Source organism: Cystobacter fuscus (genome assembly GCF_002305875.1).
Taxonomy (GTDB): domain Bacteria; phylum Myxococcota; class Myxococcia; order Myxococcales; family Myxococcaceae; genus Cystobacter; species Cystobacter fuscus_A.
In genome coordinates this window covers 9784469-9809757 of sequence record NZ_CP022098.1, presented here as the reverse complement: position 1 = coordinate 9809757, position 25289 = coordinate 9784469, and the positions used below count along the sequence as shown (strand labels likewise).

Here is a 25289-nt window from a genome sequence, read left to right as displayed (position 1 = left end):
CGGGACGCGTGGTCCCGGGGGACGTCACTCATCGGCCTCGATGTCCTCATCGAGATCATTCTCCGGCTCGACCTCCTCGGACTCGGGAGGCTTCGCCTTGGGCGGACGGCCGCGCTTCTTGGGAGCGGCGGCGGCCTCGGCGCCCTCGGGCTTGGGCTTGGGCGGACGGCCGCGCTTCTTGGGAGCGGCGTCCGCGCCCTCGCCAGCCGCGGCCTTCTTGCGGGGCTTGGTGTCTTCCTCGTCGCCCTCGCCCTCGCCCTCGCCCTCTTCCCCGGCCTCCTCGGAGGACTCCTCGTCCTCGGCGGGTGCCTCCTCCTCGTCCGGAGGCAGGTCCAGGTCGCCGTCGAGCCCGAGCAGGTCCGCATCCAGGCCGAGATCGTCGTCGCCCTCGCCGCGGACCTTGAACTCGGCGGCGGTGCGCTTGGGGCGCTCGCGGCCGGGCGGGAAGAGGACGACGTCGAGGGCGTCCTCGGCGTTGCACTCGGGGATGTCGAGCGCGGCGGCCAGCTCGGACACGAGCAGGTGGCGGGCGTTGTCGTACAGCTCCCGCTCCTTGGTGGGCAGTGGGCGCAGCTCGCTGAGCACCTGGAGGCCCTTGACCACCTCGGCGAGCCCCAGCAGGCCGCCTTGCGTCATGCGGTCCAGGTTGGTCCGGGCGCGCTGCTTCCAATCCAGGTCGGCCTTGTCGCTGTCGGAGCGCAGGAAGTCGAAGACCTGGGTGACGTCGTCGGCGCCCGCCACCTTGCGCACGCCGATGGACACCACCTTGGCCTGGGGGACCATGACCACGGCCCCGTCTTCTTCCCGGCGCATGGTGACGAAGGTGAGCTTCTGCCCGGCCACCTCCTTCACATCGATGGCCGAGACGCGGCAGACACCCTGGTTGGGGTAGACCACCCGGTCGCCAACCGCGAGCTGGAGTGACGCGGAGCCTTCTGGCATGTCCCCCTCATCAAGTAGGAGAGAAGCGGCGCTCGTAGCATAACCCTTCGCGGATGCCACGACTTACCGACGGAGACTTCTGACTCCCGGACGTCCAGGCACCCAGCCGGGCGGGTCTCCTCACGACGAGGGGGACTTGCGGGCCGGGGGTCCCCGCCCCAGGGGGAGCCGCCGAAGGAGCGAGGCGCCCCGGGTTCACGACGCGGGGCGCCAAGGACTTCACGATTTTGAACGAAGTGGGGGGCGAGGCCTCAGCTCTGGGGCGCGTCCGGCGCGGCACAGACGGGGGACGCGCTGCCGCGGAAGTTGCTGATGCACTGATAGCCGGTGCGGCAGTCCGTGTTCGTCGTGCACTTGATGAAACAGGCCGAGACGTCCGCGCGGGCGCCCGTGCTCACGCAGGTGCTCCCCGCGGGGCAGGTGTCATCCTTGCCGGGGAAGCAGGACTCGGAGCAGTAGCCGCCCGGGGTGTTGGCGGTGGTGATGCAGAAGCCCATGTCCCCGCACTCCTCGTCCGAGGTGCACGCCGCGCCCACCGTCACCCCACAGCCCGCGAGCCCCAGTCCCAGCACGACCGCTCCCAGCACGTTCCATCGCAGCTTCATGGTCCTGTCCTCCACGTGTCCGGGCGTGCGCCCGGGCGAGAAAGGGAGCGCCCGTCGCCTGGCCCTCCCGAGGACTCGCGCCATACCCCGGCCGCCACGGGGGCACAACGACTCTCAGGGCACGCGCATGACGGCGTCCATTCCGAAGCAGATGCGGGCGCGCCAGGGAGGGGGGGGCATGGACTCGAGCGAGAGCAGCTTCTCCAGGCGCTCCACCGTGTCCGGGCTCAAGGTGTTGAAGTTGACACCGAAGGTGGGCAGCACCTCGGGGCCTCCCGCGGACGTCCACGCCACCTCGCCGTGCAGCATGAGCGTGCCCAGCGTGAGCTCCATCTCCAGCAGGAAGGGCATGCCCACCTTCACCGCGGCCGGCAGCTCGGGGGCCTCCACCTCCAGGCCCACGCCTCCGCGCGACAGGTCCCTCACGAAGAAGGGCGGGGCGAAGGGCGTGGCCTCTTCCAGGGCCGGCACGTTCAGGGGAATGCGCGCGTAGCGGCGCAGCTTCTCCGACTCCTGGAGATCGAAGACGCGCTGGAGCACGGCGTCCAGTCCTCCGCGGTCCTGTCCCGGGTCGTACTTGATGGTGAGCACGTGGCGACCGCCGTCCTGCGGCGTGACGCGCACCACCTCGCCCATCACCTCCACGGGCGTGGCCACGCCGGGGTTGTACATCTCGAAGACGAAGCGCGTGCCCACGGGGATATTCTTCTGCGTCTGCAGGGTCACTCCCCCCCGGCCGATGCTGCGGGTGTACTCACTCAGCAGGGCTTCGGGTCTCTTGTATGCCACCTTGAGGCGAACCTCGCCGAGGGCCCGCTTCGTCACGCTCTGGCTCATGGCCGCCAATCATACGGCAAAAGAACGGCCGGGCCTCCAAACTGGCCGGCCCGGCCCCTGCAACCCCGTCAAGCGGACAGGCGATCAGGCCCTGGGCAGGCGGCCCGCGATCGTCGCGATGAATTCCCTGGAGTAGGTGAAGCTGCTCGTCGAGGTCTTGATGGTGCCGTCGATGATGAACTCCACGCTGCCCGAGCGCTTCGAGGTGGCGGTGAGTTCCATGCTCAGGCGGACATCGGTGTCGATGAAGTCGGAGATCTCCCCCTCGATGGTGAGCTTGCCCTTCATGGCGATGTAGAACGCGCCGAACTTGATCTTCCCGTCGAGATCGACCCCGGTGACGACCGTGGTCGTCACCTCACCGTTGTACTCGTTCTCCCCGTCTTCGTTGCAGGCGTCGTAGCGGAGGGTGTAGCTGAGCGCGCCCAGCACCCAGGGGGTGGCATCCGCCTTCAGGGTCAGGTGGACCTTGCCGCTCTCGGCGCAATCAGCGGAGACGGTGATGTTGATGGCCCCGCTGGCCAGGGCCTGCTCGAGCAGGGCGTTCGCGGTCTTGGAGGCCTGGTTGCGGCCCACGGACTGCGAGGCCTGGAACGCGGCCTGGGCCGCTCCTTCCTTGTCACCCCCGAGCTTCGCTCCCCCGCCACAAGCGGTGAGACCCAGGGCCACGGCGGAAACTGCCAACAGGCGAATCATGCGCGTCATGTGTGTACACCTTTCGCTTCAGAGCGACGTGTGCCTCACCCCCCGGCCAGGACGCGAGGCTCGAGCACGCCTGCTTGGGTGCTCGCGCGGCGCGTCATGCCAGAAGATTGACATTGGAGTCAATGCGACACGGACCTGTATACGCCTGTTGCATTTCTTGACCGGGTAGGAGGCCGCGCGTATTTTCCGCCGCCCGTGGACGACAGGCGTGCCCGCGCTCGACTCGCGAGGCCGTCTGGGGTCGGGCTGTCATTGCGGGCCCCCACGGGGTTGGACCAGTGACGGGTGTGGGTGTGGACCGGTGCGGATCACCGGATGGGATGCGTGTGTCCGAGAGGCCGCGCACGCGGGTGGGTTGAAATTTCGACGTGAGGCGGGAAAGCCGGGAAGGTGGCGACATGAACCAGGTAGCCGAAGCACAGGGCATCCGCGCGGTCTCCAGTGGCCGGGTGGAGACGCTCATGCTCGAGGGGGAGCTGCTGGAGAAGGACCTGGCCCGCCTGTGTGACGAGCTCGCCGGGCGCATGCAGCGCGGTCTGCGCAACGCCGTGCTCGACTTCAGCGAGGTGAGCCACCTGGACTACCGCGGCGTCAAGCCGCTCATCGCTCGCGCCGAGTCGTTCCGCAAGGCCGGTGGGGACATCAAGCTGTCGGGCCTGTCGCCCTACCTGTCCGCCATCTTCCGGGCCGCCGGGGCGCATGACCGGTTCGAGTTCTATCCGCACATGAACGACGCCCGGGCCGCCTTCGCGCTCGCGCGGGCCCCGTTCGTCTAGGCGTCCCTTGGCTGACTTCGGGCACCAGACCGTTCTCTTGAAGGAGGCGGTGGACGTCCTCCAACCGGGAGCGGGCAGGGTGATCATCGACGGCACGCTGGGTGGGGGAGGGCATTCGCGCGAGCTGCTCGCGCGGGGCGCCACCGTGCTCGGCGTGGATCGGGATCCCGTGGCGCTCGAGGCCGCGCGCTCCCGGCTCGCGGGCCTGCCGGGCTTCGAGGCGCGTCAGGGCAACTTCGGACAGCTGCTCCAGGTGGCCGCGGACGTGCTGCCGGTGGATGGCGTGCTGGTGGACCTGGGCGTGTCCTCGCCCCAGCTCGACGTGGCCGAGCGAGGCTTCTCCTTCCAGAAGGACGGGCCGCTGGACATGCGCATGGGCGACACGGGCCGCACCGCCGCCGGGTTCATCGCCGACGAGGACGAGGAGGTGCTCGTGCGCGTGCTGCGCGAGTATGGCGAGGAGTCCTTCGCCCGGCCCATCGCCCGCGAGCTCAAGCGCGCGCTGCCCACGCGCACCCTGGAGGCGGCCGAGGTCGTCAAGCGCGCCGTGCCACGCAAGGCCTGGCCGCAGAAGATCCACGTGGCCACCCGCACCTTCCAGGCGCTGCGCATGGCGGTCAACGAGGAGCTGGAGTCGCTCGAGTCGCTGCTCGCCGCGCTGCCCCGCCTGCTCAAGGTGGGGGGCCGCGCCGCCGTCATCGCGTTCCACTCGCTCGAGGATCGCAAGGTGAAGGAGACCTTCCGGGACATGGTGGGGGGCTGCAAGTGCCCTCCCGGGCTCCCGGTGTGCGTCTGTGGTGGCCAGGGGGACTTCTCCCTGGTGACGCGCAAGGCGATCGCGCCCTCGGACGAGGAGATCGCCGCCAACCCCCGTGCCCGCAGCGCGCACCTGCGCGTGGTGGAGAAGATCCGATGATCCGCAGCCAGTCGTCCGTGTCCCGAGTCAGTCCCAATGGTGCGTCGGTGGGCCGGGTGCTCCTGCACCTGCTGCCCGCGGTGTTGCTCTTCGCGCTGTTCGCGGGCGTGGGCATCCTCCACGTGACGAGCCGCGTGCTGGTGGTGGACATGGGCTACCGGCTGTCCCGGGCGGAGGCCGAGGAGCGCGCGCTCACTCGGGAGAACGATCGGCTGAAGCTGGAGCTGGCCACGCTCAAGAATCCGGCGCGGCTGGAGAAGCTGGCGCGCGAGAAGCTCGGCATGTCCATGCCGGCGGGTCCGCTCGTCCTCTCCCTGCCTTCCTCGAGCGGTGGCAAGCGTCCCGCCCGGGTGGAAGCTCGCGACGCGCGGGGCGTGCGCGTGGCCGTATCTCACTGAGAGGGGGGACTCGTCGTGAAGGACTTCAAGTCGGCGCGGGTTCCAGAGTCCAATACGAAGTGGATGCGGCTGCGCGTGAAGCTGCTGGCCGCCTTCTTCGTGACCCTGCTGCTGGCCGCCTTCGGCCGTGCCGTGTTCCTGCAGGTGTTCGAGCGCGACAAGCTGCGCGGGCTCGCCCAGGACCAGTACGTGCGGCAGATCGAGATTCCCGCCCGGCGCGGGGACATCTTCGATCGGCGTGGCGCGCCGCTCGCCCAGAGCGTGGAGGTGGACTCCATCTGGGTGGACCCCTCGATGTTGCCGGACGTGAAGCAGGCCGCGCGCGCCCTGGCCAGGACGCTCAAGCTGGACACCGAGGACGTGCTCGGGCGGCTGACGCGGGCCCGGCGCTTCGCCTGGGTGAAGCGTCAGGTGACGCCCCGCGAGGTGGAGGCGGTCAAGGCCCTGGGGCTGCCGGGCTTCGGCTTCACCAAGGAGCCCAAGCGCTTCTACCCCCAGAAGGAGCTGGGCGCGCACGTGGTGGGCGTGGTGGGGCTGGATGGCCACGGCCTGGAGGGGCTGGAGCTGGCGTTCGAGAACGAGCTGTCCGGACAGAACTCGCGCCTGTCGGGCTTCCGGGACGCCAAGGGACGCAAGCTGCTGGTCTCCGGGGCGCCGGACACCCTGGAGCGCCAGGGCGCCTCCGTCACGCTCACCCTGGATCGCCACCTGCAGTACGTGGCCGAGAAGGCCCTGACGCGCGCGGTGGCCGAGGCCCAGGCCGTGGCGGGCATGGTCCTGGTGATGGATCCGGCGACGGGGGAGATCCTCGCCATGGCCAACGAGCCGCGCTTCAACCCCAACGCCCCCCAGCGCGAGGCGCGCTCGAGCATGCGCAACCGCGCCGCGCTCGACACCTTCGAGCCCGGCTCGACGATGAAGGCCTTCGTCGTCGCGAGCGCGCTGGACCAGAAGGTCATCAAGCCGGACGACACCTTCTTCTGCGAGAACGGCTCCTGGCGCGTGGGTCGGCACACCATCCACGACACCCACCAGTATGGCTGGCTGACGCCCCAGCGGGTGCTCCAGGTGTCCTCCAATATCTGCTCGGCGAAGATCGCCCAGTTGCTCGGCCGCGAGCGCCTGGTGAAGTCCTTCAAGGACTTCGGCTTCGGCGAGCGCACGGGCCTGGCCCTGCCCGGCGAGGGTCGGGGCTCCATCCCCTTTCCCAAGGCCGAGGTCTCCCTGGCCACGCAGTCCTTCGGCCAGGGCATGTCCGCCACGGCGGTGCAGATGATCGCCGCCTGGAGCGCGCTGGCCCACGGGGGCGTGCTCATGCGCCCCTACCTGGTGTCCAGGGTGGTGGACCCGGACGGGGTCGTCCTGCTGGAGAACCAGCCCACCGAGGTGCGGCGCATCGTGTCCCCCCAGACGGCCCGTCAGGTCGTCTCCATGCTCGAGAGCGTGGTGGTCAAGGGAGGCACCGCCACCAAGGCCGCCATGGAAGATTACCGGGTGGCGGGCAAGACGGGCACCGCCCAGAAGGTGGACCCCGTGGCCGGCGGGTACTCGGACAAGAGGCTTGCTTCCTTCGTGGGCATGTTGCCTGCCGAAAATCCGCGCGTGGTCATCCTCGTGGTTGTGGACGAGCCGAAAACAGACGTGTACGGGGGAAACGTGGCCGCTCCCGCATTCAAGGAAATCGCTACCGCCGCCATGGCCCACCTGGCCGTGCCGCCCTCGCGCGAGGTACCGCTGCCGTCCACCGCCCTGCCGGTGGCGGCCGCCCAGCCCCCCGCCGCGAAGGAGGTGCCAGAGGGGCCCGTGGTGGAGGAGGTTGTCACCGAGAACGTGGAGCCAGGCTCCGTCCGCGTTCCGGATGTCATGGGTCAGGCAGGACGCGAGGCGGTGACGAAACTGCTCTCCGCGGCCCTGGAGCCGCAATTGTCAGGTAGTGGACGCGTGGTAGCGCAGACTCCCGCCGCCGGTTCGCTGGTGGAGAAGGGTGCGCGGGTGACGCTGGAATTGGCGACGCGGCAATGAGGCCGCGCTCGCAGAACCCAGCCGTCGCGCTTGCAGTATTTGTGAAGGGGAAAAGATGAAGCTGACGGATGTCCTCGCAGGGTGTGGTGCCGAGCAGACCTCGGGCGGCCGGACCCCGGTCGACGTGACGGGGGTGTCGCAGGACTCGCGCAAGGTGAAGCCGGGCGACCTGTTCGTCGCGGTGCCGGGCGCGAAGGAGGACGGCGCCCAGTTCGTGGGCGAGGCGGTCTCCCGGGGCGCGGTGGCGGTGGTGTCGGAGAAGCCCCTGTCCTCGCAGGTGCCCTACTTCAAGGTGTCCAACGCCCGGAAGGCCCTGGCGCTCATCGCGGCCAACTTCTACGGCCGTCCCGCCGACCAGCTCACCCTGCTGGCCGTCACGGGCACCAATGGCAAGACGACGACGACCTTCCTCCTGGAGGCGATGGCCACCGCGGCCTACTCGTCCACCGGCGTCATCGGCACGCTCGGCTACAAGGTGGGGGGCCAGTTCCACGCCACCGCCAACACCACGCCCGAGCCCCTGGAGCTGCACCGCATCCTCCGCCAGATGGCGGACGCGGGCGTCGAGACGGTGGTGATGGAGGTGTCCAGCCACGCCCTCATCCAGGAGCGCGTGCACGGCCTCACCTTCAAGGCCGCCGCCTTCACCAACCTCACGCGAGATCACCTCGACTACCACAAGGACCTGGAGGAGTACTTCCAGGCCAAGCGCAAGCTCTTCCTGGAGAACCTGTCCCAGGGCGGCGTGGCGGTGGTCAACGGCGACGACACCTACGCCACGCGCATCTACAACGAGCTGCGCGGCCAGAAGCGCATGGCGTGGAAGTTCAGCCGCCAGGGCAACGGGGAGATCTCCGCCGCGGACGTGTCCTTCACGCTCCAGGGCATCAAGGGCGTGCTCAAGACGCCCGCGGGCGACATCCCGGTGAAGAGCCGGCTGCTGGGCGCGCACAACCTGGAGAACATCCTCGCGGCGGCGGGCCTGGCGCTCGGCGCGGGCTTCGCGCGGCGCAAGGACGTGCAGCTGGGCATCGAGCGCATGGCGGGCGTGCCCGGCCGCATGGAGCGCGTGGAGAACCACGGCCCCCAGGCCGGAGCGCCCGCGGTGCTGGTGGACTACGCGCACACGGATGACGCGCTCAAGCGCGCGCTGGAGGCGGCACGCTCCATGGCCAAGGGCCGCGTCATCGCGGTGTTCGGCTGCGGGGGCGAGCGCGACGAGGGCAAGCGTCCGCTCATGGGCACCGCCGCGGCCGAGGGCGCGGACCTGTCCGTGGTGACGAGCGACAACCCGCGCAACGAGAACCCCGACGACATCATCGCCCAGGTGACCCCGGGCCTGGAGAAGGGCGGCCTGCGCCGCATCTCCGCGGGCAAGGCCAAGAGCGGCGAGAAGGGCTACCTCGTGGAGGCCGATCGCAAGACGGCCATCGAGACGGCGATCTCCCTCGCCAAGGAGGACGACGTGGTCCTCATCGCCGGCAAGGGGCACGAGACGTATCAGATCATCGGCGCGGAGAAGCGTGCCTTCGATGACCGCGAAGTGGCGGCGCGGGCGCTGGCCATCCGGACCTGACGGAGCGCCGCTCAAGAGAGCCTCCCCTTATGGCCGTACGATTCTCGGATGAGCAGGTGGTGCGGGTGGCGCAAGCCACCCGGCGCGGTGGGCCGGCGGCCGACTTCCAGGCCGTCTGCACGGACACTCGGGCCCTCACGCCCGGGTGTCTCTTCGTGGCGCTCCAGGGTGAGCGCTTCGATGCGCATGACTTCCTCGCCCAGGCGGCCCAGGCGGGCGCGGCCGGGGCGGTGGTGAAGCGGGGCCGGACGCTGCCCGCGCTTCCCGAGGGCTTCGTCCTGTACGAGGTGGAGGACACGCTGGCGGCGCTCGGTGCCCTGGGGCGCGCGCACCGCGAGCGCTTCCGGATTCCCGTGGGGGCCGTGGGGGGCTCCAACGGAAAGACGACCACCAAGGAGATGGTGGGCGCCATCCTGTCCACGCGCGGCCCCGCGCTGAAGACGGAGGGCAACCTCAACAACGAGATTGGCGTGCCCCTCACGCTGCTGCGGCTGACGTCCGAGCACGTGGCGGCCGTGGTGGAGCTGGGGATGAACCAGCCGGGCGAGATGACGCGGCTGACGCGCGTGGCCCGGCCCGACGCGGCCCTCATCACCGTGGTGCAGCCCGAGCACCTGGAGGGGCTGGGCAGTCTCGAGGGCGTGGCCGAGGCGGAGGGCGAGATGTTCCGCGAGCTGCCGCCTGGCGCCATCGCCGTGGTGAACCTGGACGACGCGCTCATCCCCGCCCAGGCGGCGCGTGGCCAGGCCAGGCAGCTCACGTTCGGCCGGCACGCGGACGCGCAGGTGCGGCTGGTGGCGGTGGAGTCGCGCGGCCGCGAGGGGCTGACGCTGACGGTGCGCCACCTGGGCCGGGACTGGCCGGTGCGGCTGGGGTTCGTGGGCGAGCACAACGCGCTCAACGCCACGGGCGCCTTCGCGCTGGCGGTGGCGCTGGGCTATTCGCCCGAGGAGTGCGTGAAGGGGCTGGAGGCGGCGCGGCCCTACGCGCGCCGGCTCAACGTGGTGGACGCGCCCCACGGCATCACCGTGGTGGACGACTGCTACAACGCCAACCCCGCGTCCATGGCGGCCGCGCTGGACACGCTGCGCTCGCTGGTGTCGCCGGGTGGACGGGCGGTGGCGGTGCTCGGCGACATGTTGGAGCTGGGGCCGGGCGAGGGCGAGGAGCACACGCGCCTGGGCGCGCTCGCGGGCGGCAAGGCCGAGCTGGTGGCGTTCTTCGGGCCGCGCTCGCGCCAGGGACTGGAGGCGGCGGGCATGGGTGAGCGCGCGGCGCATTTCACCGAGGTGGAGCCCTTGTTGGCCTGGCTCCAGCCGAGGCTCAAGTCAGGAGACGTGGTGTTGGTCAAGGCGAGCCGGGGTATGCGGTTGGAGCGCGTGGTGGCGGGTCTCACGGGTGCTTCCGTGACGGCGGGAGGCCACTGAAGTGCTCATCCTTCTCTACGAGTGGCTCAAGGACACGGACGCCGGGCGACTGCTCAACTTCCTGCGCTACCCCACCTTCCGCATCGTCGCGGCCGGGGTGGCCTCGCTGCTGCTGGGCATGTTCGTGGGTCCCCGGCTCATCGCCGCATTGCGGCTCAAGCAGCACGGGCAGAGCAACGTGCGCGAGGACACGCCGGACACGCACCAGAAGAAGAAGGGCACGCCCACCATGGGCGGCGCGCTCATCCTCCTGTGCATCGCGGTGGGCACCTTCGTCTTCGCGGACCTGCGCAGCCACGCGGTGTGGGCGGCGCTGGTGCTCACGCTCGGCTATGGCTTCATCGGCTTCCTCGACGACTGGCTCAAGCTGAGCAAGCGCAACTCCAAGGGGCTCGCGGGCCGCTACAAGATGGTGTTGCAGACGGTGTTCTTCCTCATCGCCGTCTTCGGCCTCATGTGCTCGTGGACGGGGCCGGACGGCTCCTTCTCCGGGCCCAGGCTGCTGCTCGACACGAAGCTCACGCTGCCCTTCGTTCCCACGCACCGCTTCAACCCGGACTTCGGCTGGTTCTACGTGGTGTTCGCCTGGGTGGTGGTGGTGGGTACCTCCAACGCCGTCAACATCACCGACGGCCTGGACGGCCTGGCCATCATGCCCACCATCATCGCGGCCAGCGCCTTCGCGGTGCTCTGCTACGTGGCGGGCTCCTCCATCCGCCTGTCCAACGTGGAGACGGTGGACGGCGTGGCGCGGTTGGTGGCGCAGCCCCTGTGGCGCTACCTCGGCGTGCCCGAAGTGCCCGGAGGCGCCGAGCTGTCCGTCTTCTGCGCCAGCATCGTGGGCGCGGGCATCTCCTTCCTCTGGTTCAACGCCTACCCGGCCTCCGTCTTCATGGGCGACATCGGCTCGCTCGCGCTGGGTGGCGCGCTCGGAGGGCTGGCGGTGTTGTCCAAGAACGAAGTGGTGTCCGCCATCATCCACGGGGTCTTCTTCGCGGAGATCCTCAGCGTGATGATCCAGGTGACGTCCTTCAAGCTCACCGGCAAGCGCGTCTTCAAGATGGCGCCCGTGCACCACCACTTCGAGCTCAAGGGCATGGCCGAGCCGAAGATCATCGTGCGCTTCTGGATCGTCGCCATCCTCTGTAGTGGCGTGGCCCTGTTGTCCATCAAGTTGCGTTAGGCCGTTGGAGGGAGTGGCGCGCATGACGCCCGACCTGAAGGACGCGAAGGTAGTCGTGTACGGGCTGGCCAAGAGTGGGCTGGCCGCCATCCGGTTGTTGACGCGGGCGGGCGCGCGGGTGACGGCGCTGGATGCGCGCAGCGCGCAGGCGCTGGGAGACACGGCGCGCGAGCTCGAGGCCCAGGGCGTCACGCTCGTCACGAGCCCCCCGCCGCCGGGCCTCCTCGAGGCGCAGCGGCTGGTGGTGGTGAGCCCGGGCGTGCCCCTGGCCCTGCCGGAGCTCCAGGCGGTGCGCGCCGCCGGGGTGCCCGTGTGGGGCGAGGTCGAGCTGGCCTCTCGCTTCCTCGCGCACGTGCCGCTGCTCGGCATCACCGGCACCAACGGCAAGAGCACCACCACGGCGCTCACCGGCGAGCTCTTCGCGCGCGGTGGCCGGCGCACCTTCGTGGGGGGCAACCTCGGGCGCCCGCTGAGCGAGGCCTCCCTGTCCCCCGGCGACTGGGACGCGCTGGTGGTGGAGCTGTCCAGCTTCCAGCTCGAGGGCATCGACACCCTGCGGCCCCGGGGCGCCGCCATCCTCAACCTCACGCCGGACCACCTCGACCGGTACGCGGACCACGCGGCCTATGGCGCGGCCAAGGCGCGCATCTTCAAGAACCAGGCGGCGGGTGACTTCGCCGTGGTGAACGCGGACGACGCGGACGTGATGCGGCTGGCCGAGGCGGCGCGGGTGCCCGTCTATGGCTTCAGCCTCACGGGGCGTCCCGTGGCGTCCGCGCCCGTGCTCGCGGGCCTGGCGGTGGCGCGCTCCGGGGGCTTCGGCTTCACGGGAGTGGGGGAGGCGGGCGAGTCCTTCACCCTCACCAACCGCGCGCTGCGCGGGGGCCACAACGCGCAGAACGCCATGGCGGCGGCGCTGCTGGCGCGGCTGGCCGGCGTGTCCCACGAGGGCGTGCAGGCCGGGCTGGACAGCTACCCCGGGCTTCCCCACCGCCTGGAGAGCGTGCGCGTGCTGGAGGGCGTGGAGTGGGTGAACGACTCCAAGGCCACCAACGTGGACTCGGTGCTGGTGGCCCTGCGGGCCTTCAGCCGGGACGTGCTCCTCATCGCGGGCGGCAAGGGCAAGGGCGCCCCCTATGCCCCCATGGTGGAGGAGGGCCGCGGCAAGGTGAAGACGGTGCTCACCATCGGTCAGGACGCGGAACTGCTCGCCCGGGCGTACGAGGGGGCCGCCACCGTCCACCCCTGTGGGACGCTGGCGCAAGCCGTCCGCCGGGCCAGGGAGCTGGCGGTTCCGGGCGACACGGTTCTTTTGTCACCCGCATGTGCATCGTACGATCAGTTCCAGAACTTCGAGCACCGGGGCGACACCTTCAAACGCCTGGTAGAGGAACTCTGAGCCCATGAAGGCCACCGCCGCCGTGTCGTCCACCGCCCCCGTGCGGTTCGACGCGTTGCTCTTGTGTGCCGTGCTGTCGCTCGTCTCACTCGGCCTGGTGATGGTGTACTCGGCGAGCGCCGTCATGGCGCAGGACAAGCTGGGAGACAGCCTCTACTTCCTCCACCGCCACCTGCTGGCGGCGGGCATCGGCGTGGTGGCCATGGCGGTGGGGATGAAGGTGGGCTGGCGCCGGCTGGCGCGGCTCGCCTACCCGCTGCTGCTGGTGACGCTGGTGTTGCTGGTGCTGGTGCTCATCCCGGGCATCGGCACCACGGTGGGTGGGGCGCGGCGGTGGATCCGCCTGCCGGGCTTCAGCCTCCAGCCGGCCGAGGTGGCCAAGTTCGCCTGGGTCGTCTACCTCTCCTACTCGCTGGCGAAGAAGCGCGAGAAGGTGGCCACCTTCTCCGTGGGCTTCCTCCCCCACCTGCTGTTGTGCGGCCTGCTGGTGGGTCTTTGTATGTTGCAGCCGGACTTCGGGAGCTCGGTGTTGTTGGTGTTCCTGCTGTTCGCGCTGTTGTTCGCCGCGGGGACGAAGCTCAGCTACCTGGTGGGCTCGGTGCTCCTGGCGCTGCCCCTGGCCTACGCGGCCATCGCCACCAGCCCCTACCGGATGAAGCGCGTGCTGGCGTTCCTGGACCCCTGGGCCCACCGGCACGACATCGGCTACCAGGTGGCCGAGTCGCTCATGTCCATCGGCTCCGGGGGCCTCACGGGCCTGGGGCTGGGCGACGGGCGGCAGAAGCTCTTCTTCCTGCCCGAGGCCCACACCGACTTCATCTTCGCCATCATCGGCGAGGAGCTGGGCCTGCTGGGTGTGGGGGTGCTGGTGGGGCTGTACGCCATCATCATCTGGCGGGGCATCCGCGCGAGCCTCGCGGCCCCGGAGGCGTTCGGCACCTACCTGGGCCTGGGGCTCACCTCCATCATCGCCGTGCAGGCCGCGGTGAACATGTGCGTGGCCATGGGCCTGCTGCCGACCAAGGGTTTGACACTCCCCTTCGTATCCTATGGAGGCTCGTCCCTGGTGGTGTTGATGGGGGGCGCCGGTGTATTGCTGTCCCTCAGCGCGAGCGCGCAGCCCGGCGGCGGCCGTACCCTGCGCTCCAGCGGTGACTTGAGGGAGGTGGCGGCGTGAAGGTGCTCATCGCGGGAGGCGGCACGGGAGGCCATCTCTACCCGGGCATCGCCCTGGCCGAGGAGGTGGTGACGCGGCACCATGCCAACCAGGTGGTGTTCGTCGGTACCACGCGCGGCCTGGAGGCCCGGGTCGTTCCCCGTGAGGGCTACCCCCTGGAGACCATCCAGGCGCGCGGCCTCAAGGGCAAGGGCCTGGTGGGATTCGTCAAGGGCCTGTTCGCCCTGCCCATGTCCTTCGTCGAGTCCTTCCGCATCCTCCAGCGCCACAAGCCGGACGTGGTGGTGGGCGTGGGCGGCTACTCCAGTGGGCCGGTGGTGCTCGCGGCGGCCCTGCTCGGCATCCCCACCGCGGTGCAGGAGCAGAACGCGCTGCCGGGGCTCACGAACAAGCTGCTCGGCAAGTTCGTGCGCGTCGTCTTCACCGCCTTCGAGGGCGCGAGCGCCTTCTTCCCCACGGGCAAGGTGCAGCTCGTGGGCAACCCCATCCGCCGCAAGCTGATGGACAACTTCCTGCTCGCGCACGTGGCCCACGAGACCTTCGCGCTGCTCGTCTTCGGCGGCAGCCTCGGCGCCCGTGGCATCAACCAGCGCATGCTCGACGCCCTGGACCACCTGGGCGACTTGAAGGGCCAGCTCCACATCGTCCACCAGACGGGCAAGAACGACCTGGAGACGGTGCGCCAGGGCTACGCGGCCAAGGGCTTCGACGCCGAGGTGGTGGAGTTCATCGACGACATGTCGAGCGCTTATGCCCGCGCCTCGCTCGTCGTCTGCCGGGCGGGCGCCACCACGCTGGCCGAGCTCATGGTGGCCAAGAAGGCCAGCATCCTCATCCCCTTTCCCTTCGCCACCGACAACCACCAGGAAGTCAATGCCCAGGCGCTGGTGGCCTCGGGCGCCGCCCTCATGTACCGGGAGTCGGAACTCACCGGGGAGAAGCTGGCCTCGGAGATCCGCCGCCTCAAGAACGAGCCGGAGCGGCTGCGCCAGATGGAGAAGAAGGCCGGCCTGATGGGTCGCCCCGAGGCCGCCAAGGAGCTGGCGGACGTGCTCGTGGACCTGATGGTGAAGAAGTACGGTCCCGACGGGCGCGCCGAGGCCCGCGGAGAGGATCCCCGTGCGAAGAAGCCGGGTGGTAGTAAGAAGCCGAAGCCGGAGGGGGGGAATTCATCGTCGGGTAGCAACGAAAAACAGGTCTGAGGAGACAATCACCCCGTGACGAACCACCGCTCCGTGAGGACCGCGAGCCTCTTCAAGACCCGTCATGCCGCGCACGTGCACTTCGTGGGAGTTGGTGGCATCGGCATGAGCGGCATCGCCGAGGTGCTGCTCAACCTCGGCTACCGCGTGTCGGGCTCGGATCTCAAGGCCAGCGACATCACCCGCCGGCTGAGCCAGCTGGGCGCCACGCTCTTCGAGGGCCACCGGGCGGAGAACCTCGTCCACGCGGACGTGGTGGTCATCTCCTCGGCGGTGCGCAAGGACAACCCCGAGGTCGTCAGCGCGCGTCAGCGCAAGATTCCCGTCATCCCCCGCGCGGAGATGCTCGCCGAGCTGATGCGGCTCAAGTACGCCGTCGCCGTCGCGGGCAGCCACGGCAAGACGACCACCACCTCCATGGTGGCCACCGTGCTGTCCGCCGCGGGTCTGGATCCCACGGCGGTGGTGGGTGGCAAGGTGAACGTGCTCGACTCCAACGCCAAGCTGGGCAAGAGCGAGCTGATGGTGGTGGAGGCCGACGAGAGCGACGGCAGCTTCCTGCACCTGCACCCGTCCATCACCATCGTCACCAACATCGATCCGGAGCACATGGATCACTACGGCACGCTGGACAACCTGAAGGACGCCTTCACGTCCTTCTGCAACCGGGTGCCCTTCTACGGGCTCAACGTCCTGTGCCTGGACAACCCCAACGTGCAGTCGCTCCTGCCGCGCATGGAGAAGCGCTTCGTCACCTACGGCAGCTCGCACATGGCGGACTACCGGCTGGAAGGCGTGCGGCTCGAGGGCTTCTCCACCCGCTTCGAGGCCTTCCGGCGCGATGAGCCGCTCGGGGAGTTCCGCGTGCGCATGGTGGGCGCGCACAACGCGCTCAACGCCCTGGCCGTCATCGCCGCGGCCGAGGAGATGGACGTGCCCCTGGACGTGGTGCGCGGCGCGCTGGCCGAGTTCGGCGGCGTGCAGCGGCGCTTCACCGTGCGGGCCGAGGTGGCGGGCGTCACCATCGTGGACGACTACGGCCATCACCCCACCGAGGTGCAGGCCACGCTCGCGGGGGCCCGGCGCGCCTTTGGCCGTCGGCTCGTGGTGGCCTTCCAGCCCCACCGCTATACGCGCACGCACGACTTGTTCACCGACTTCGCCACCTCCTTCAACGACGCGGACATGCTCTTCGTCTCCAGCGTCTACGCCGCGGGCGAGGAGCCCATCCCCGGCGCCACGGCGGATGCCCTCGTGGAGGCCATCCAGGCCCACGGCCACCGCGACGTCACCTTCGTGGAGAAGCGCACGGACCTGGCGCGGGCCCTGCTGCCGCGGCTGCGCGAGGGGGACCTGGTGGTCACCCTGGGCGCGGGGGACATCACCCAGGTGGGGCCGGAACTCGCGGAGCTGATCCGCCAACACGGACTGGGGAAGGGCGACTAGGCACATGGTGGCCGTTCTCTCCTCGTCCCTGCCCGATCGGGTGGGGCGCTTGTCGGGCTGTGACGTGACGGCGGGAGCCCCGCTCGCGCCCCTCACGAGCGTGCGCGTGGGTGGTCCCGCCGAGGCGCTCGTCCGTCCGCGCTCGCCCGAGGCGCTGCTGGCGCTCCTGCGCCTGGTGCGCGAGGAGGGCGTGCCCCTCACGGTGCTCGGCGGTGGTGCCAACACGCTCGTGGGCGATGGCGGCATTGCCGGCGTCACCGTGAAGCTGCCGGGGGACCTCTTCCCCGAGGTGGCGGACGTGGGCGCCGAGGCGGGCCGGCTCACGCTGGGCGCGGGCTCGGCCATCGTGCGGCTGTGCAACGTGATGCGCGCGCAGGGCCTCGTGGGCGCGGAGTTCCTCGCGGGCATCCCGGGCACGCTCGGCGGCGCGGTGACGATGAACGCGGGCACCAAGAATGGCGAGTGCTTCCGCGTGGTGGAGGCCGTGGAGGTGGCCACGGCGGACGGACTCGGGTGGCTGACGAAGTCGGACATCCCCCATGGCTACCGCCACACCGAGCTGCCCCGGGGCGGCGTGGTGACGCGGGTGCGCTTCCTCCTGCGCAAGGGGGACCTCGAGGCGTCCAAGAAGGTCATGGACGAGGATCTCGCCTACCGCAAGCGCTCGCAGCCGCTCAGCCAGCCCAACTTCGGCAGCGTCTTCGCCAATCCCCCGGGCGACTTCGCCGGGCGGCTCATCGAGAGCGTGAATCTCAAGGGCCACATCATCGGCCGCGCGCAGGTGTCGCTCCTGCACGCCAACTGGATCGTCAACCTGGGCGGAGCGACCGCCCGCGACGTGCTCTCCCTGCTCACGCTCATGCAAGAGCGCGTGAAGCAGGAGCGAGGCGTCGTTCTTCAACCTGAAGTCAAGCGCGTGGGAGTCTTCCTGCCATGAGCACCCTGTCCAAGGATGAGCTGAAGCGGAAGCGGGTCGGTGTGTTGCTCGGGGGTCTGTCCTCCGAGCGCGAGGTGTCGCTGCGCTCCGGGGCCGCGGTGGCCAAGGCCCTGCGGGGGCTCGGCTACGACGTGGTGGAGATCGACGTGGGCCGCGACTTGCCCGCGCGACTGGTGGCGGAGAAGGTGGAGGTGGCCTTCATCGCCCTCCACGGCCGCTACGGCGAGGACGGCTGCGTGCAGGGCCTGCTCGAGTGCATGTTCATCCCGTACACGGGCAGCGGCGTCATGGCCTCGTCCCTGGGCATGGACAAGGTCTTCGCCAAGCAGGTCTTCATCGCCCACGGCATCCCCACGCCGGCCTGGCGCGCCTTCTCCTCGAGGGACGCGGCCCTCGCCGCCGTGGACTCGCTGCCCTTCTCCCTGCCCGTCGTCGTCAAGCCGTCGCGCGAGGGCAGCAGCGTGGGCGTCCACCTGTGCAAGACGCGCGAGGCGTACCTCGCCGCCGTGGAGGACGTCTCCCAGCGCGCCGGCTCCATCCTGGTGGAGCAGTACATCAAGGGGCGCGAGGTGCAGGGCGGCGTCCTGGATGACCAGGCCCTGGGCGTCATCGAGGTGGTGGCCGCGCGGGAGTTCTACGACTACGAGGCCAAGTACAAGTCCGGGGGCACCACCCAGTACCTCTTCCCCGCGCCCCTCCCGCCCGAGCAGTATGCCCGGGTGAACGAAGTGTGCCTCGGCGCCCATCGCGCCCTGGGTTGTAGTGGCGGCTCTCGTTCGGACGTCATCCTGACGCCCTCGGGGGACGTCTTCCTGCTGGAGACCAACACGCTGCCGGGAATGACCGAGTCCAGCCTGCTGCCGAAGATCGCCGCGGGCACTGGCATCGACTTCCCCTCGCTGTGTGAGCGGCTGTTGCAAGGGGCCTCTGTCAAGGCCTGAGTCCGGTCCTCATCGGTAGTGAACAAGACCGGCCTCCTCCTCGAGGAAAGCCGGACTACAGCGACGTGTCTGTAGCCAAAAACTGGCGGGGAGATCCAACCGCGCGCAGCATGCGCCGGCGCACACCATGGCATTCGGCAAGAGCAAGAACCGGCGTCACCAGGACGTCGCCCAGAAAAAGGCGGCGATGGCGGGAGCCGTGCGCACGCACGGGCCCGGGGTGCTCAAGGCCATTGTCCTCACCGGTCTGACATGCGCCCTGGTCTGGGGCGGCATCGAGCTGCGGCGCTGGGCGCTCACCTCGCCCTTCTTTTTGCTCAAAGAAACGTCCTTCAGCGGGTTGCACCGGGCGCACCCGGGCGAGCTGCTCAAGCTGTCCGGGCTCACGGTGGGGCAGAACCTGTGGACCCTGGACGTGGACTCGCTCGAGCGCGCCATGGCCACCCACCCCTGGGTGCGCGACGTGCAGGTGCGGCGCCACTTCCCCGCCAGCGTGTCCGTGGAAGTCTCCGAGCACGTGCCGGCGGCGCTGGTGGTGCTCAACGATCTGTACCTGCTCAACGAGGAAGGCAAGCCCTTCAAGCGGCTGCAGCCCGAGGACGGGTTGGACCTGCCGCTCGTCACCGGGGTGGACCGGGAGGCCTACCTCGCCGACGAGGCCAAGGCGCACGAGCGTCTGCTCGAGGCCCTGGCCATGGTGGCGGCGTACACGTCCGCGCGCTCCGAGAAGAGCGAGCGCCTGAGCGAGGTGCGTGTCACGGACGACGGGCTGGTGTTGATGTTGTCGGATGGGACGCAGGTGCGGATGGGGGAGGGGGCGACGGAGGAGAAGCTCCAGCGGCTCGCGCGGGTGCGCGAGGGGCTCAAGGGCAAGGGGCTGTCCGCGGAGGTCATCCACCTGGACAACCGGGCTCGGCCCGGCTGGGTGGCGGTCAAGATTTCGAGTCCCGTGTCCGAGAGGAACGGGACGTCGGCGCAGTAGGGGCACGCGCCCCCCTTCACGAGAGTGGGGGGGCCTGGAGGGCAGTCATGGCGAAGCAGAAGTCCGGGGAGATCATCGTCGGCCTCGATATCGGCACGACGAAGATCTGCGCGATCGTCGGGGAGCTGACCGACAGCGGGATCGACATCATCGGTATCGGCACGCACCCGTCGAAGGGTCTGCGCAAGGGCGTGGTGGTCAACATCGAGGCGACCGTGTCCTCCATCCGCCGCGCGGTGGAGGAGGCCGAGTTGATGGCCGGCGCGGAGATCTCCCATGTGTACACGGGCATCGCCGGTGGCCACATCAAGGGCTTCAACTCGCAGGGCATCGTCGCGGTGAAGGACAAGGAGGTGCGCGAGGCGGACATCGCGCGCGTCATCGACGCGGCCAAGGCCGTGGCCATTCCGCTCGACCGCGAGGTCATCCACGTGCTGCCCCAGGAGTTCATCATCGATGACCAGGGCGGCATCAAGGAGCCCCTGGGCATGGCGGGCGTGCGGCTGGAGGCCAAGGTGCACATCGTCACCGGCGCCGTGTCCAGCGCGCAGAACATCGTCAAGTGCGCCAACCGCACGGGCCTCAACGTGGCGGACATCGTCCTGCAGCCGCTCGCCTCGGCCGAGGCGGTGCTGGGCGAGGACGAGAAGGAGCTGGGCGTGTGCCTCGTCGACATCGGCGGGGGCACCACCGACATCGCCATCTTCTCCGGCGGCTCCATCGTGCACACCGCCGTCATCGCCCTGGGCGGCAACAACCTGACGAGCGACATCGCCATCGGCCTGCGCACCCCGGCCCACGAGGCCGAGCGGATCAAACAGAAGTTCGGCTGCGCCCTGGCCTCGCTCGTGGACAAGGACGAGACCATCGAGGTGCCCAGCGTGGGCGGCCGTCAGCCGCGCGTGCTCGGCCGGCAGATCCTCTGTGAGATTCTCGAGCCGCGCGTGGAGGAGATCTTCCAGCTCGTGCACCGGGAGATCCAGAAGTGCGGCTACGAGGATCTGCTCGCCTCGGGCGTGGTCATCACCGGTGGCTCCACGCTGCTGGCGGGCATGCCGGAGCTGGCCGAGGAGGTCATCGGGCTGCCGGTGCGCCGGGGCATGCCGCGCGGCATCGGCGGGCTGGTGGACGTGGTGAAGAGCCCCATGTACGCCACCGGCGTGGGCCTGGTCGTCTATGGCGCCCGGCACCTGGACCGGAAGATGTTCCGCATCCGCGACGAGAACGTCTACAAGAAGGTCAAGGGCCGCATGCGCGAGTGGCTCGAGGACATCTTCTAGGAGTCCGCGCGTTCACCGCGCGCCGCGGGCCGGCTGCTGTTCGATGAACTTCTGCAGCCCGTCGATGTCCACGGGTTTGACGAAGTGCTGATCGAACCCCGCCTCCAACGCGCGGTGGCGATCGCTCGCCTGGCCATAGCCGGTGAGCGCCACGAGGGTGAGCTGCTGGCCGAGGGGCCCCGCGCGCAGCCGGCGCGCCACCTCGTAGCCATCCATTCCAGGTAGTCCGATGTCGAGCAGGACGATGTCCGGGCGATGCTCCTCCACGGCCTGGAGCGCCGCGAGCCCATCGTGGGCCTGCCAGACGGTGTGCTCCCAGGTCTGGAGCAACTCGGCGAGCGTGTCGGCGGCATCCAGGTTGTCGTCCACCACGAGGATGCGCCGGGCGCTCGAGGGCGGGGGGTCCACGCGCGTGTCCGGAGGGGGCCGTGGCGCGGTGGGCTCCTCGGCGAGCGGGAGCCGGACGATGAACTCGCTGCCCTGACCGAGCCCCTCGCTCCTCGCCTCGATGGTGCCGCCGTGCAGCTCGACGAGGTTCTTCACCATCGTGAGCCCGATGCCCAATCCTCCCTGGGAGCGATGGAGGGGGCGCTCCGCCTGCTCGAAGAGGTTGAACACGCGGCCGAGCATCTCCGGGGAGAGGCCGATGCCCGTGTCCTTCACGCGGATTTCCGCGTCGGTGCCCGCGCGCTCCAGGCCCACGCGCAGGGTGCCCCCGGGCTCGGTGTACTTGGCGGCGTTGGTGAGCAGGTTGACGACGATCTGCTCGAGCCGGATGGCATCCCCGAAGGTGCGCGGGGGCTTGCGGGGCAGGGTGACGCTCACCTCGTGGCGCCGCTCGTCGAGCAGGGGCTGCACGGACTGCAGGGCGCGCTCGATGATGGCGGGCAGCTCCACGAGCGTCTTGCGCAGCTCGATGTGTCCCCGGGTGATGCGCGACACATCGAGCAGATCATCCACCAGCCGCGCGAGGTTCGTCGTCTGCCGCTCGATGATCTCGATGGCGTGGCGGCCCTTGTCGTCGAGGGGAGCGCGAGCGGCGATCAGCTTGAGCGCGGCGCGTATGGGAGCCATGGGGTTGCGCAGCTCGTGGGCGAGCATCGCCAGGAATTCATCCTTGCGGCGCTGGGCTTCCTGCAGTGCCGCTTCGGCCCGCTTCTGCTCGGTCAGATCCCTCGCCTCGAGCACGGTGCCCACGCGCTGGCCCTCGCGCAGCAGGGGGCTCGCCGCCAGGGCCACGGGCAGGGCGGTTCCCGACGTGCGCACGAAGAGATCCTCGTGCGTGCCGCCCCGGGTTCCCGGTCCGGTGAGCAACCGCTCGAGGGCACAGGAGCCGGTGCAGACCGCCGCTCCTGGCTGGGAGGGATGGATGAGGTCATGGAGCCGCTGGCCCTGGACGTCGGCGAAGACGTGCCCCGTCATCCGCTCGGCCGCGGGGTTCATATAGGTGCAGCGGCCCTCGCCATCCGTCATGTACAGGGCCGAGGTGGCGTTCTCCGCGAGGGTGCGGGTCAACTGCCGCTGGTAGTGCTGGAGGGCCTCCTCGGCGGCCTTGCGCTCGGTGATGTCGAAGATGATGCCCTCGAGGCAATACGGCTGGCCGGCCTCGTCGTAGACGGCCCGCCCGATCTCCGAGACCCAGCGCGTGCTTCCGTCCGCGTGGCGCACGCGGTACTCCAGCTCGTAGGGCTCGTGTTGCTCCACCGCCCGGGTGATTCGCGTCTCCACGGAGGAGAGATCCTCGGGGTGGACGAGGGGGGCCCAGGTCAGTCCCGCGAGGAACTCGGAGGCGGAATGGCCCGTGAGGGCGAGCACCGGCTCGCTCATGAAGCTGAAGCGCCAGGGCGACTCGGGCAGGCACTCGTACACGGCGCCGGGGACGTTGAGGACGAACGAGCGGAACTTCTCGCTCTTCAGGGTGGCCCGCAGGCGCGACAGCTCCAGTTGCGTGCGCACGCGCGTGAGCAGCTCGCGCGCGCTGAAGGGCTTCACCAGGTAGTCGTCCGCGCCCTGGCTCAGGCCCTCCACGCGCGACTCCTCGCCCGCTCGCGCCGAGAGCAGGATGACGGGCAGCGTGCGGGTGCGCTCGCTCGCGCGCAGCTCGCGCAGCAGGCCGAAGCCATCGAGCCCGGGCATCATCACGTCCGTGAGGATCAGATCCGGCGGACGCTCCCGCACGGCCGCGAGCGCCTGGAGCCCATCCGGGACGATCTCCACGGTGTGTCCCGCGCCGAGCAGCAACCCGGACACGTATTCGCGCATGTCCGGCGTGTCGTCGACCAGCAGGATGCGGCCCAGGCCCGCGGTCGTCTCGGCGGGAGGTGCCGGCGGGTGGGGCAGTCCGCGCAGGGCCTCGTCCACGAAGGGCGCGGCGCTGGCGTCGCTCGAGCGTGGGGCTTGGGCCTCGCCGATGCGCTCGGCGGGCAGGTGTGCGCGGCCGGTGGGGAGCATCACCGTGAAGCGCGTGCCCTGGCCCGGGGTGCTCGCCACGGAGAGGGTGCCGCCGTGCAGCTTCACCAGCTCCTGTACCAGCGCGAGCCCGATGCCGCTGCCCTCCTGGGTGCGGCTGCGTGCTCCTTCCACCCGATAGAAGCGCTCGAAGAGGTGGGGCAGGGCCTCGGCGGGGATGCCCGTGCCCGTGTCCTCCACCTCGAGCACGGCGCGGCCATCGCCCGGCCGGAGCCTCACCGTGATGCCGCCCTCGAAGGTGAACTTGAAGGCATTGGAGAGCAGGTTGAGGACGAGCTTCTCCCACGCGTCCCGGTCCACGTAGAGGGGCTCGGGCAGCGGGGGACAGTCGATCGTCAGCGAGAGGCCGGCCTGCTCGGTGGCGGAGCAGAAGGCGCTCGCGAGGCCGCGCGTGAGCTCGGAGAGGTCCGTGGGCACGAAGCGGGCCTGGACGCGTCCGGCCTCGAGGCGGGAGAAGTCCAGCAGCGAGTTGACGAGCTTGAGCAGCCGCAGGGCGTTGCGGTGGAGCGTGTCGAGCCGCGCGTGCTGGGAGGGCGTCAAGGGGCCGAGGACTCCCGAGCGCAGCTCCTCCAGGGGGCCCAGCATGAGCGTGAGGGGAGTGCGGAACTCATGGCTCACGTTGCTGAAGAAGACGCTCTTCGCGCGATCCAGCTCGGCGAGGGTCTCGGCGCGTCGGCGCTCTTCCTCGTAGGCATGCACGCGGGCGATGGCGTGGGAGATGTGGTCGGCCACCTGGGAGAGGAAGCCGCGGTAGTTGTCGTCCAGCGGCAGCCGGGGGCTGGTGCCGGCGACGAGGAAGCCCGAGGGGTTCTTCTCGTCGGTGGAACGGATGGGCAGCAGCAGGGCCTGACGCGCCGGTTCGGGCCAGGGGCCTCCGGGGAGGGCACTCGCCCAGGGCCCCAGCCGCGCGAGCTCCATCTCCACGGCGCCGGTCCAGGCCCGTGTCAGGGGCCATGGGACTTCGATCGCATGCACCGCGATGTGCCTGGGTGCCGCCTCTTTGGCAACGGCGCCGCCCAGGCCCGCGAGGGTGGCCGTCGTCCCCGCGGTGTCGAGCATGTACAGCAGGCAGAAGGGCACGTCGTGGGAAGCGGAGCCGAGGACGGACAGGGCCGCCGCGTAGGTGCCTGGGAGGCTGGTCTCCGCGGACGTGCGAGCCGACAGCTCGCGCAGCACGTGCAGGCGCCGCTCGCCCAGCACCTTCTGGGTCGTCTCGCTCACGGCGGTGAAGACGCCGCCCACGGCGCCGGACTCCACGCGGATGGGGCTATAGGAGAAGGTGACGTAGGCCTCCTCGGCGAAGCCGTTGCGCTGGAAGATGATGAGCTGATCGTTGGACCAGGTGGCTTCGCCCCGGGCGAGCACGCCGCGCAACATGGGCTCGATGACGGTGCGGGTCTCCGGGTCTCCCCACAACGCCCGCGACAGCCCGGGACTGCCGAGCGCCCCGGGGTGCTTGCGCCCGAGGATGGGGATATAGGCGTCGTTGTAGAGCGCGATGAGCTCCTCGCCCCAGCGGACGATCATCGGGAAGCGCGAGTCCAGGCAGATGCTCACCGCCGTCTTCAGGCTCTGGGGCCAGTGCTCGGGAGGACCGAGCGGGGTCCGGGTCCAATCGAAGGCGCGGATGCGCGCCCGCATCTCCCCCCCGCCAGTCAGTCCCTCTTCCACTCATCCACCTCATGGAGCGTCTCGCGGTGCACTGCTCCTTATGCCCCGGAGATGGTGGCCCCGCGCTCGAAAAGCCACGGCCCTGGCGCTGCTCTGTTGGGTTTCCTGTCGCTCCGGGCGCGCTGCGCGATTGTTCTCTTGCCGCGTGGCCTCCACCTTCATGTAGAAGGGCCATGTAGAAGGGCGGGGAGGGTCGGCGCGCGGTGGAACCCTCCGCAGTGGTAGACGGAGCTTTCGCGCGCGCGCACCGCGTGCAGCGAGTCCACATTCATGGACTGCGGCGGTACGCGGAGGAAGAGTGCCTCGTGCCCCGAAATGCCCGTGGCGCGAGTCAAGAGGTGTGATGCTCCCACCACGTCGCACGGCTGCTCTGGTGGGGGCTTTCGCGTAAGTGCCTG

20 protein-coding genes are annotated in these 25289 nt (G+C 69.9%); 15 read left to right on the top strand and 5 right to left on the bottom strand.

Going from position 1 to position 25289, the window contains the following annotated elements; translation table 11 throughout:
* Window positions 1–24 precede the first annotated feature (24 nt).
* The 4 genes from CYFUS_RS39695 to CYFUS_RS39680 form a co-directional block, all read right to left on the bottom strand.
* On the bottom strand, window positions 25–942 hold the full coding sequence (locus CYFUS_RS39695) for a CarD family transcriptional regulator (RefSeq protein WP_095989928.1): 918 nt from the start codon (window positions 940–942) through the stop codon (window positions 25–27).
* Window positions 943–1193: 251 nt separating this feature from the next.
* Complete coding sequence (locus tag CYFUS_RS39690; RefSeq protein WP_095989927.1) at window positions 1194–1547, bottom strand: hypothetical protein; 354 nt, start codon at window positions 1545–1547, stop codon at window positions 1194–1196.
* A gap of 114 nt (window positions 1548–1661) precedes the next feature.
* Window positions 1662–2384 carry a PilZ domain-containing protein gene (locus CYFUS_RS39685; RefSeq protein WP_095989926.1) on the bottom strand — a complete coding sequence of 241 codons (723 nt, stop codon included), beginning with the start codon at window positions 2382–2384 and terminating at the stop codon, window positions 1662–1664.
* Window positions 2385–2468: 84 nt separating this feature from the next.
* Complete coding sequence (locus CYFUS_RS39680) at window positions 2469–3089, bottom strand: hypothetical protein (protein WP_095989925.1); 621 nt, start codon at window positions 3087–3089, stop codon at window positions 2469–2471.
* Window positions 3090–3487: 398 nt separating this feature from the next.
* Here CYFUS_RS39680 and CYFUS_RS39675 point away from each other — a divergent pair, with 398 nt between their 5' ends.
* The 15 genes from CYFUS_RS39675 (at window position 3488) to ftsA (ending at window position 20751) form a co-directional block, all read left to right on the top strand.
* Window positions 3488–3865 (top strand): STAS domain-containing protein, encoded by a 378-nt coding sequence (locus tag CYFUS_RS39675; protein WP_095989924.1) that lies wholly within the window; start codon window positions 3488–3490, stop codon window positions 3863–3865.
* Between the two features lie 7 nt (window positions 3866–3872).
* Window positions 3873–4781, top strand: coding sequence for a 16S rRNA (cytosine(1402)-N(4))-methyltransferase RsmH (rsmH, locus tag CYFUS_RS39670; RefSeq protein ID WP_095989923.1), 909 nt, complete (start codon window positions 3873–3875; stop codon window positions 4779–4781).
* Window positions 4778–5179, top strand: coding sequence for a cell division protein FtsL (gene ftsL, locus CYFUS_RS39665; RefSeq protein ID WP_095989922.1), 402 nt, complete (start codon window positions 4778–4780; stop codon window positions 5177–5179). Before rsmH ends, ftsL begins: the two co-directional genes overlap by 4 nt.
* Window positions 5180–5194: 15 nt before the next feature.
* A complete protein-coding gene (locus CYFUS_RS39660) occupies window positions 5195–7201 on the top strand; it encodes a penicillin-binding protein (protein WP_095989921.1) in 2007 nt (668 codons plus the stop codon).
* 55 nt (window positions 7202–7256) lie between these two features.
* Window positions 7257–8777 (top strand): UDP-N-acetylmuramoyl-L-alanyl-D-glutamate--2,6-diaminopimelate ligase, encoded by a 1521-nt coding sequence (locus tag CYFUS_RS39655; RefSeq protein ID WP_095989920.1) that lies wholly within the window; start codon window positions 7257–7259, stop codon window positions 8775–8777.
* Window positions 8778–8806: 29 nt separating this feature from the next.
* Window positions 8807–10204, top strand: coding sequence for a UDP-N-acetylmuramoyl-tripeptide--D-alanyl-D-alanine ligase (locus CYFUS_RS39650; RefSeq protein ID WP_095989919.1), 1398 nt, complete (start codon window positions 8807–8809; stop codon window positions 10202–10204).
* Between the two features lies 1 nt (window position 10205).
* Entirely contained in the window at window positions 10206–11387 is a 1182-nt protein-coding gene (gene mraY / locus CYFUS_RS39645) for a phospho-N-acetylmuramoyl-pentapeptide-transferase (RefSeq protein ID WP_095989918.1), read from the top strand.
* 22 nt (window positions 11388–11409) lie between these two features.
* Entirely contained in the window at window positions 11410–12786 is a 1377-nt protein-coding gene (gene murD / locus CYFUS_RS39640) for a UDP-N-acetylmuramoyl-L-alanine--D-glutamate ligase (protein ID WP_095989917.1), read from the top strand.
* A gap of 4 nt (window positions 12787–12790) precedes the next feature.
* A complete protein-coding gene (ftsW, locus tag CYFUS_RS39635) occupies window positions 12791–13963 on the top strand; it encodes a putative lipid II flippase FtsW (RefSeq protein ID WP_095989916.1) in 1173 nt (390 codons plus the stop codon).
* A complete protein-coding gene (gene murG, locus CYFUS_RS39630; RefSeq protein WP_095989915.1) occupies window positions 13960–15165 on the top strand; it encodes an undecaprenyldiphospho-muramoylpentapeptide beta-N-acetylglucosaminyltransferase in 1206 nt (401 codons plus the stop codon). Before ftsW ends, murG begins: the two co-directional genes overlap by 4 nt.
* 15 nt (window positions 15166–15180) lie before the next feature.
* Complete coding sequence (gene murC / locus CYFUS_RS39625; protein ID WP_269770173.1) at window positions 15181–16611, top strand: UDP-N-acetylmuramate--L-alanine ligase; 1431 nt, start codon at window positions 15181–15183, stop codon at window positions 16609–16611.
* A gap of 4 nt (window positions 16612–16615) precedes the next feature.
* Entirely contained in the window at window positions 16616–17548 is a 933-nt protein-coding gene (gene murB / locus CYFUS_RS39620; RefSeq protein WP_095989914.1) for a UDP-N-acetylmuramate dehydrogenase, read from the top strand.
* Complete coding sequence (locus tag CYFUS_RS39615) at window positions 17545–18489, top strand: D-alanine--D-alanine ligase (protein ID WP_095989913.1); 945 nt, start codon at window positions 17545–17547, stop codon at window positions 18487–18489. Before murB ends, CYFUS_RS39615 begins: the two co-directional genes overlap by 4 nt.
* 127 nt (window positions 18490–18616) lie before the next feature.
* The gene (locus tag CYFUS_RS39610) at window positions 18617–19471 is read left to right on the top strand and encodes a cell division protein FtsQ/DivIB (protein ID WP_095989912.1); all 855 of its coding nucleotides are present in this window, start codon (window positions 18617–18619) and stop codon (window positions 19469–19471) included.
* A 47-nt stretch (window positions 19472–19518) separates the two neighbouring features.
* Window positions 19519–20751, top strand: a complete 1233-nt coding sequence (gene ftsA / locus CYFUS_RS39605) for a cell division protein FtsA (RefSeq protein ID WP_071904728.1) — start codon at window positions 19519–19521, stop codon at window positions 20749–20751.
* A 12-nt stretch (window positions 20752–20763) separates the two neighbouring features.
* Here the strand turns inward: ftsA and CYFUS_RS39600 are convergent, their stop codons facing one another.
* Window positions 20764–24891, bottom strand: coding sequence for an ATP-binding protein (locus CYFUS_RS39600; RefSeq protein ID WP_157758925.1), 4128 nt, complete (start codon window positions 24889–24891; stop codon window positions 20764–20766).
* Between the last annotated feature and the right edge of the window lie 398 nt (window positions 24892–25289).

Coding starts and splice junctions, on each gene's coding strand:
- CYFUS_RS39610 (WP_095989912.1), top strand. CDS start 18,617: ATGGCATTCGGCAAGAGCAAGAACCGGCGTCACCAGGACGTCGCCCAG.
- CYFUS_RS39690 (WP_095989927.1), bottom strand. CDS start 1,547: ATGAAGCTGCGATGGAACGTGCTGGGAGCGGTCGTGCTGGGACTGGGG.
- ftsW (WP_095989916.1), top strand. CDS start 12,791: ATGAAGGCCACCGCCGCCGTGTCGTCCACCGCCCCCGTGCGGTTCGAC.
- CYFUS_RS39655 (WP_095989920.1), top strand. CDS start 7,257: ATGAAGCTGACGGATGTCCTCGCAGGGTGTGGTGCCGAGCAGACCTCG.
- CYFUS_RS39685 (WP_095989926.1), bottom strand. CDS start 2,384: ATGAGCCAGAGCGTGACGAAGCGGGCCCTCGGCGAGGTTCGCCTCAAG.
- ftsA (WP_071904728.1), top strand. CDS start 19,519: ATGGCGAAGCAGAAGTCCGGGGAGATCATCGTCGGCCTCGATATCGGC.
- CYFUS_RS39680 (WP_095989925.1), bottom strand. CDS start 3,089: ATGACGCGCATGATTCGCCTGTTGGCAGTTTCCGCCGTGGCCCTGGGT.
- CYFUS_RS39695 (WP_095989928.1), bottom strand. CDS start 942: ATGCCAGAAGGCTCCGCGTCACTCCAGCTCGCGGTTGGCGACCGGGTG.
- CYFUS_RS39675 (WP_095989924.1), top strand. CDS start 3,488: ATGAACCAGGTAGCCGAAGCACAGGGCATCCGCGCGGTCTCCAGTGGC.
- ftsL (WP_095989922.1), top strand. CDS start 4,778: ATGATCCGCAGCCAGTCGTCCGTGTCCCGAGTCAGTCCCAATGGTGCG.
- CYFUS_RS39650 (WP_095989919.1), top strand. CDS start 8,807: ATGGCCGTACGATTCTCGGATGAGCAGGTGGTGCGGGTGGCGCAAGCC.
- murB (WP_095989914.1), top strand. CDS start 16,616: ATGGTGGCCGTTCTCTCCTCGTCCCTGCCCGATCGGGTGGGGCGCTTG.
- CYFUS_RS39615 (WP_095989913.1), top strand. CDS start 17,545: ATGAGCACCCTGTCCAAGGATGAGCTGAAGCGGAAGCGGGTCGGTGTG.
- murD (WP_095989917.1), top strand. CDS start 11,410: ATGACGCCCGACCTGAAGGACGCGAAGGTAGTCGTGTACGGGCTGGCC.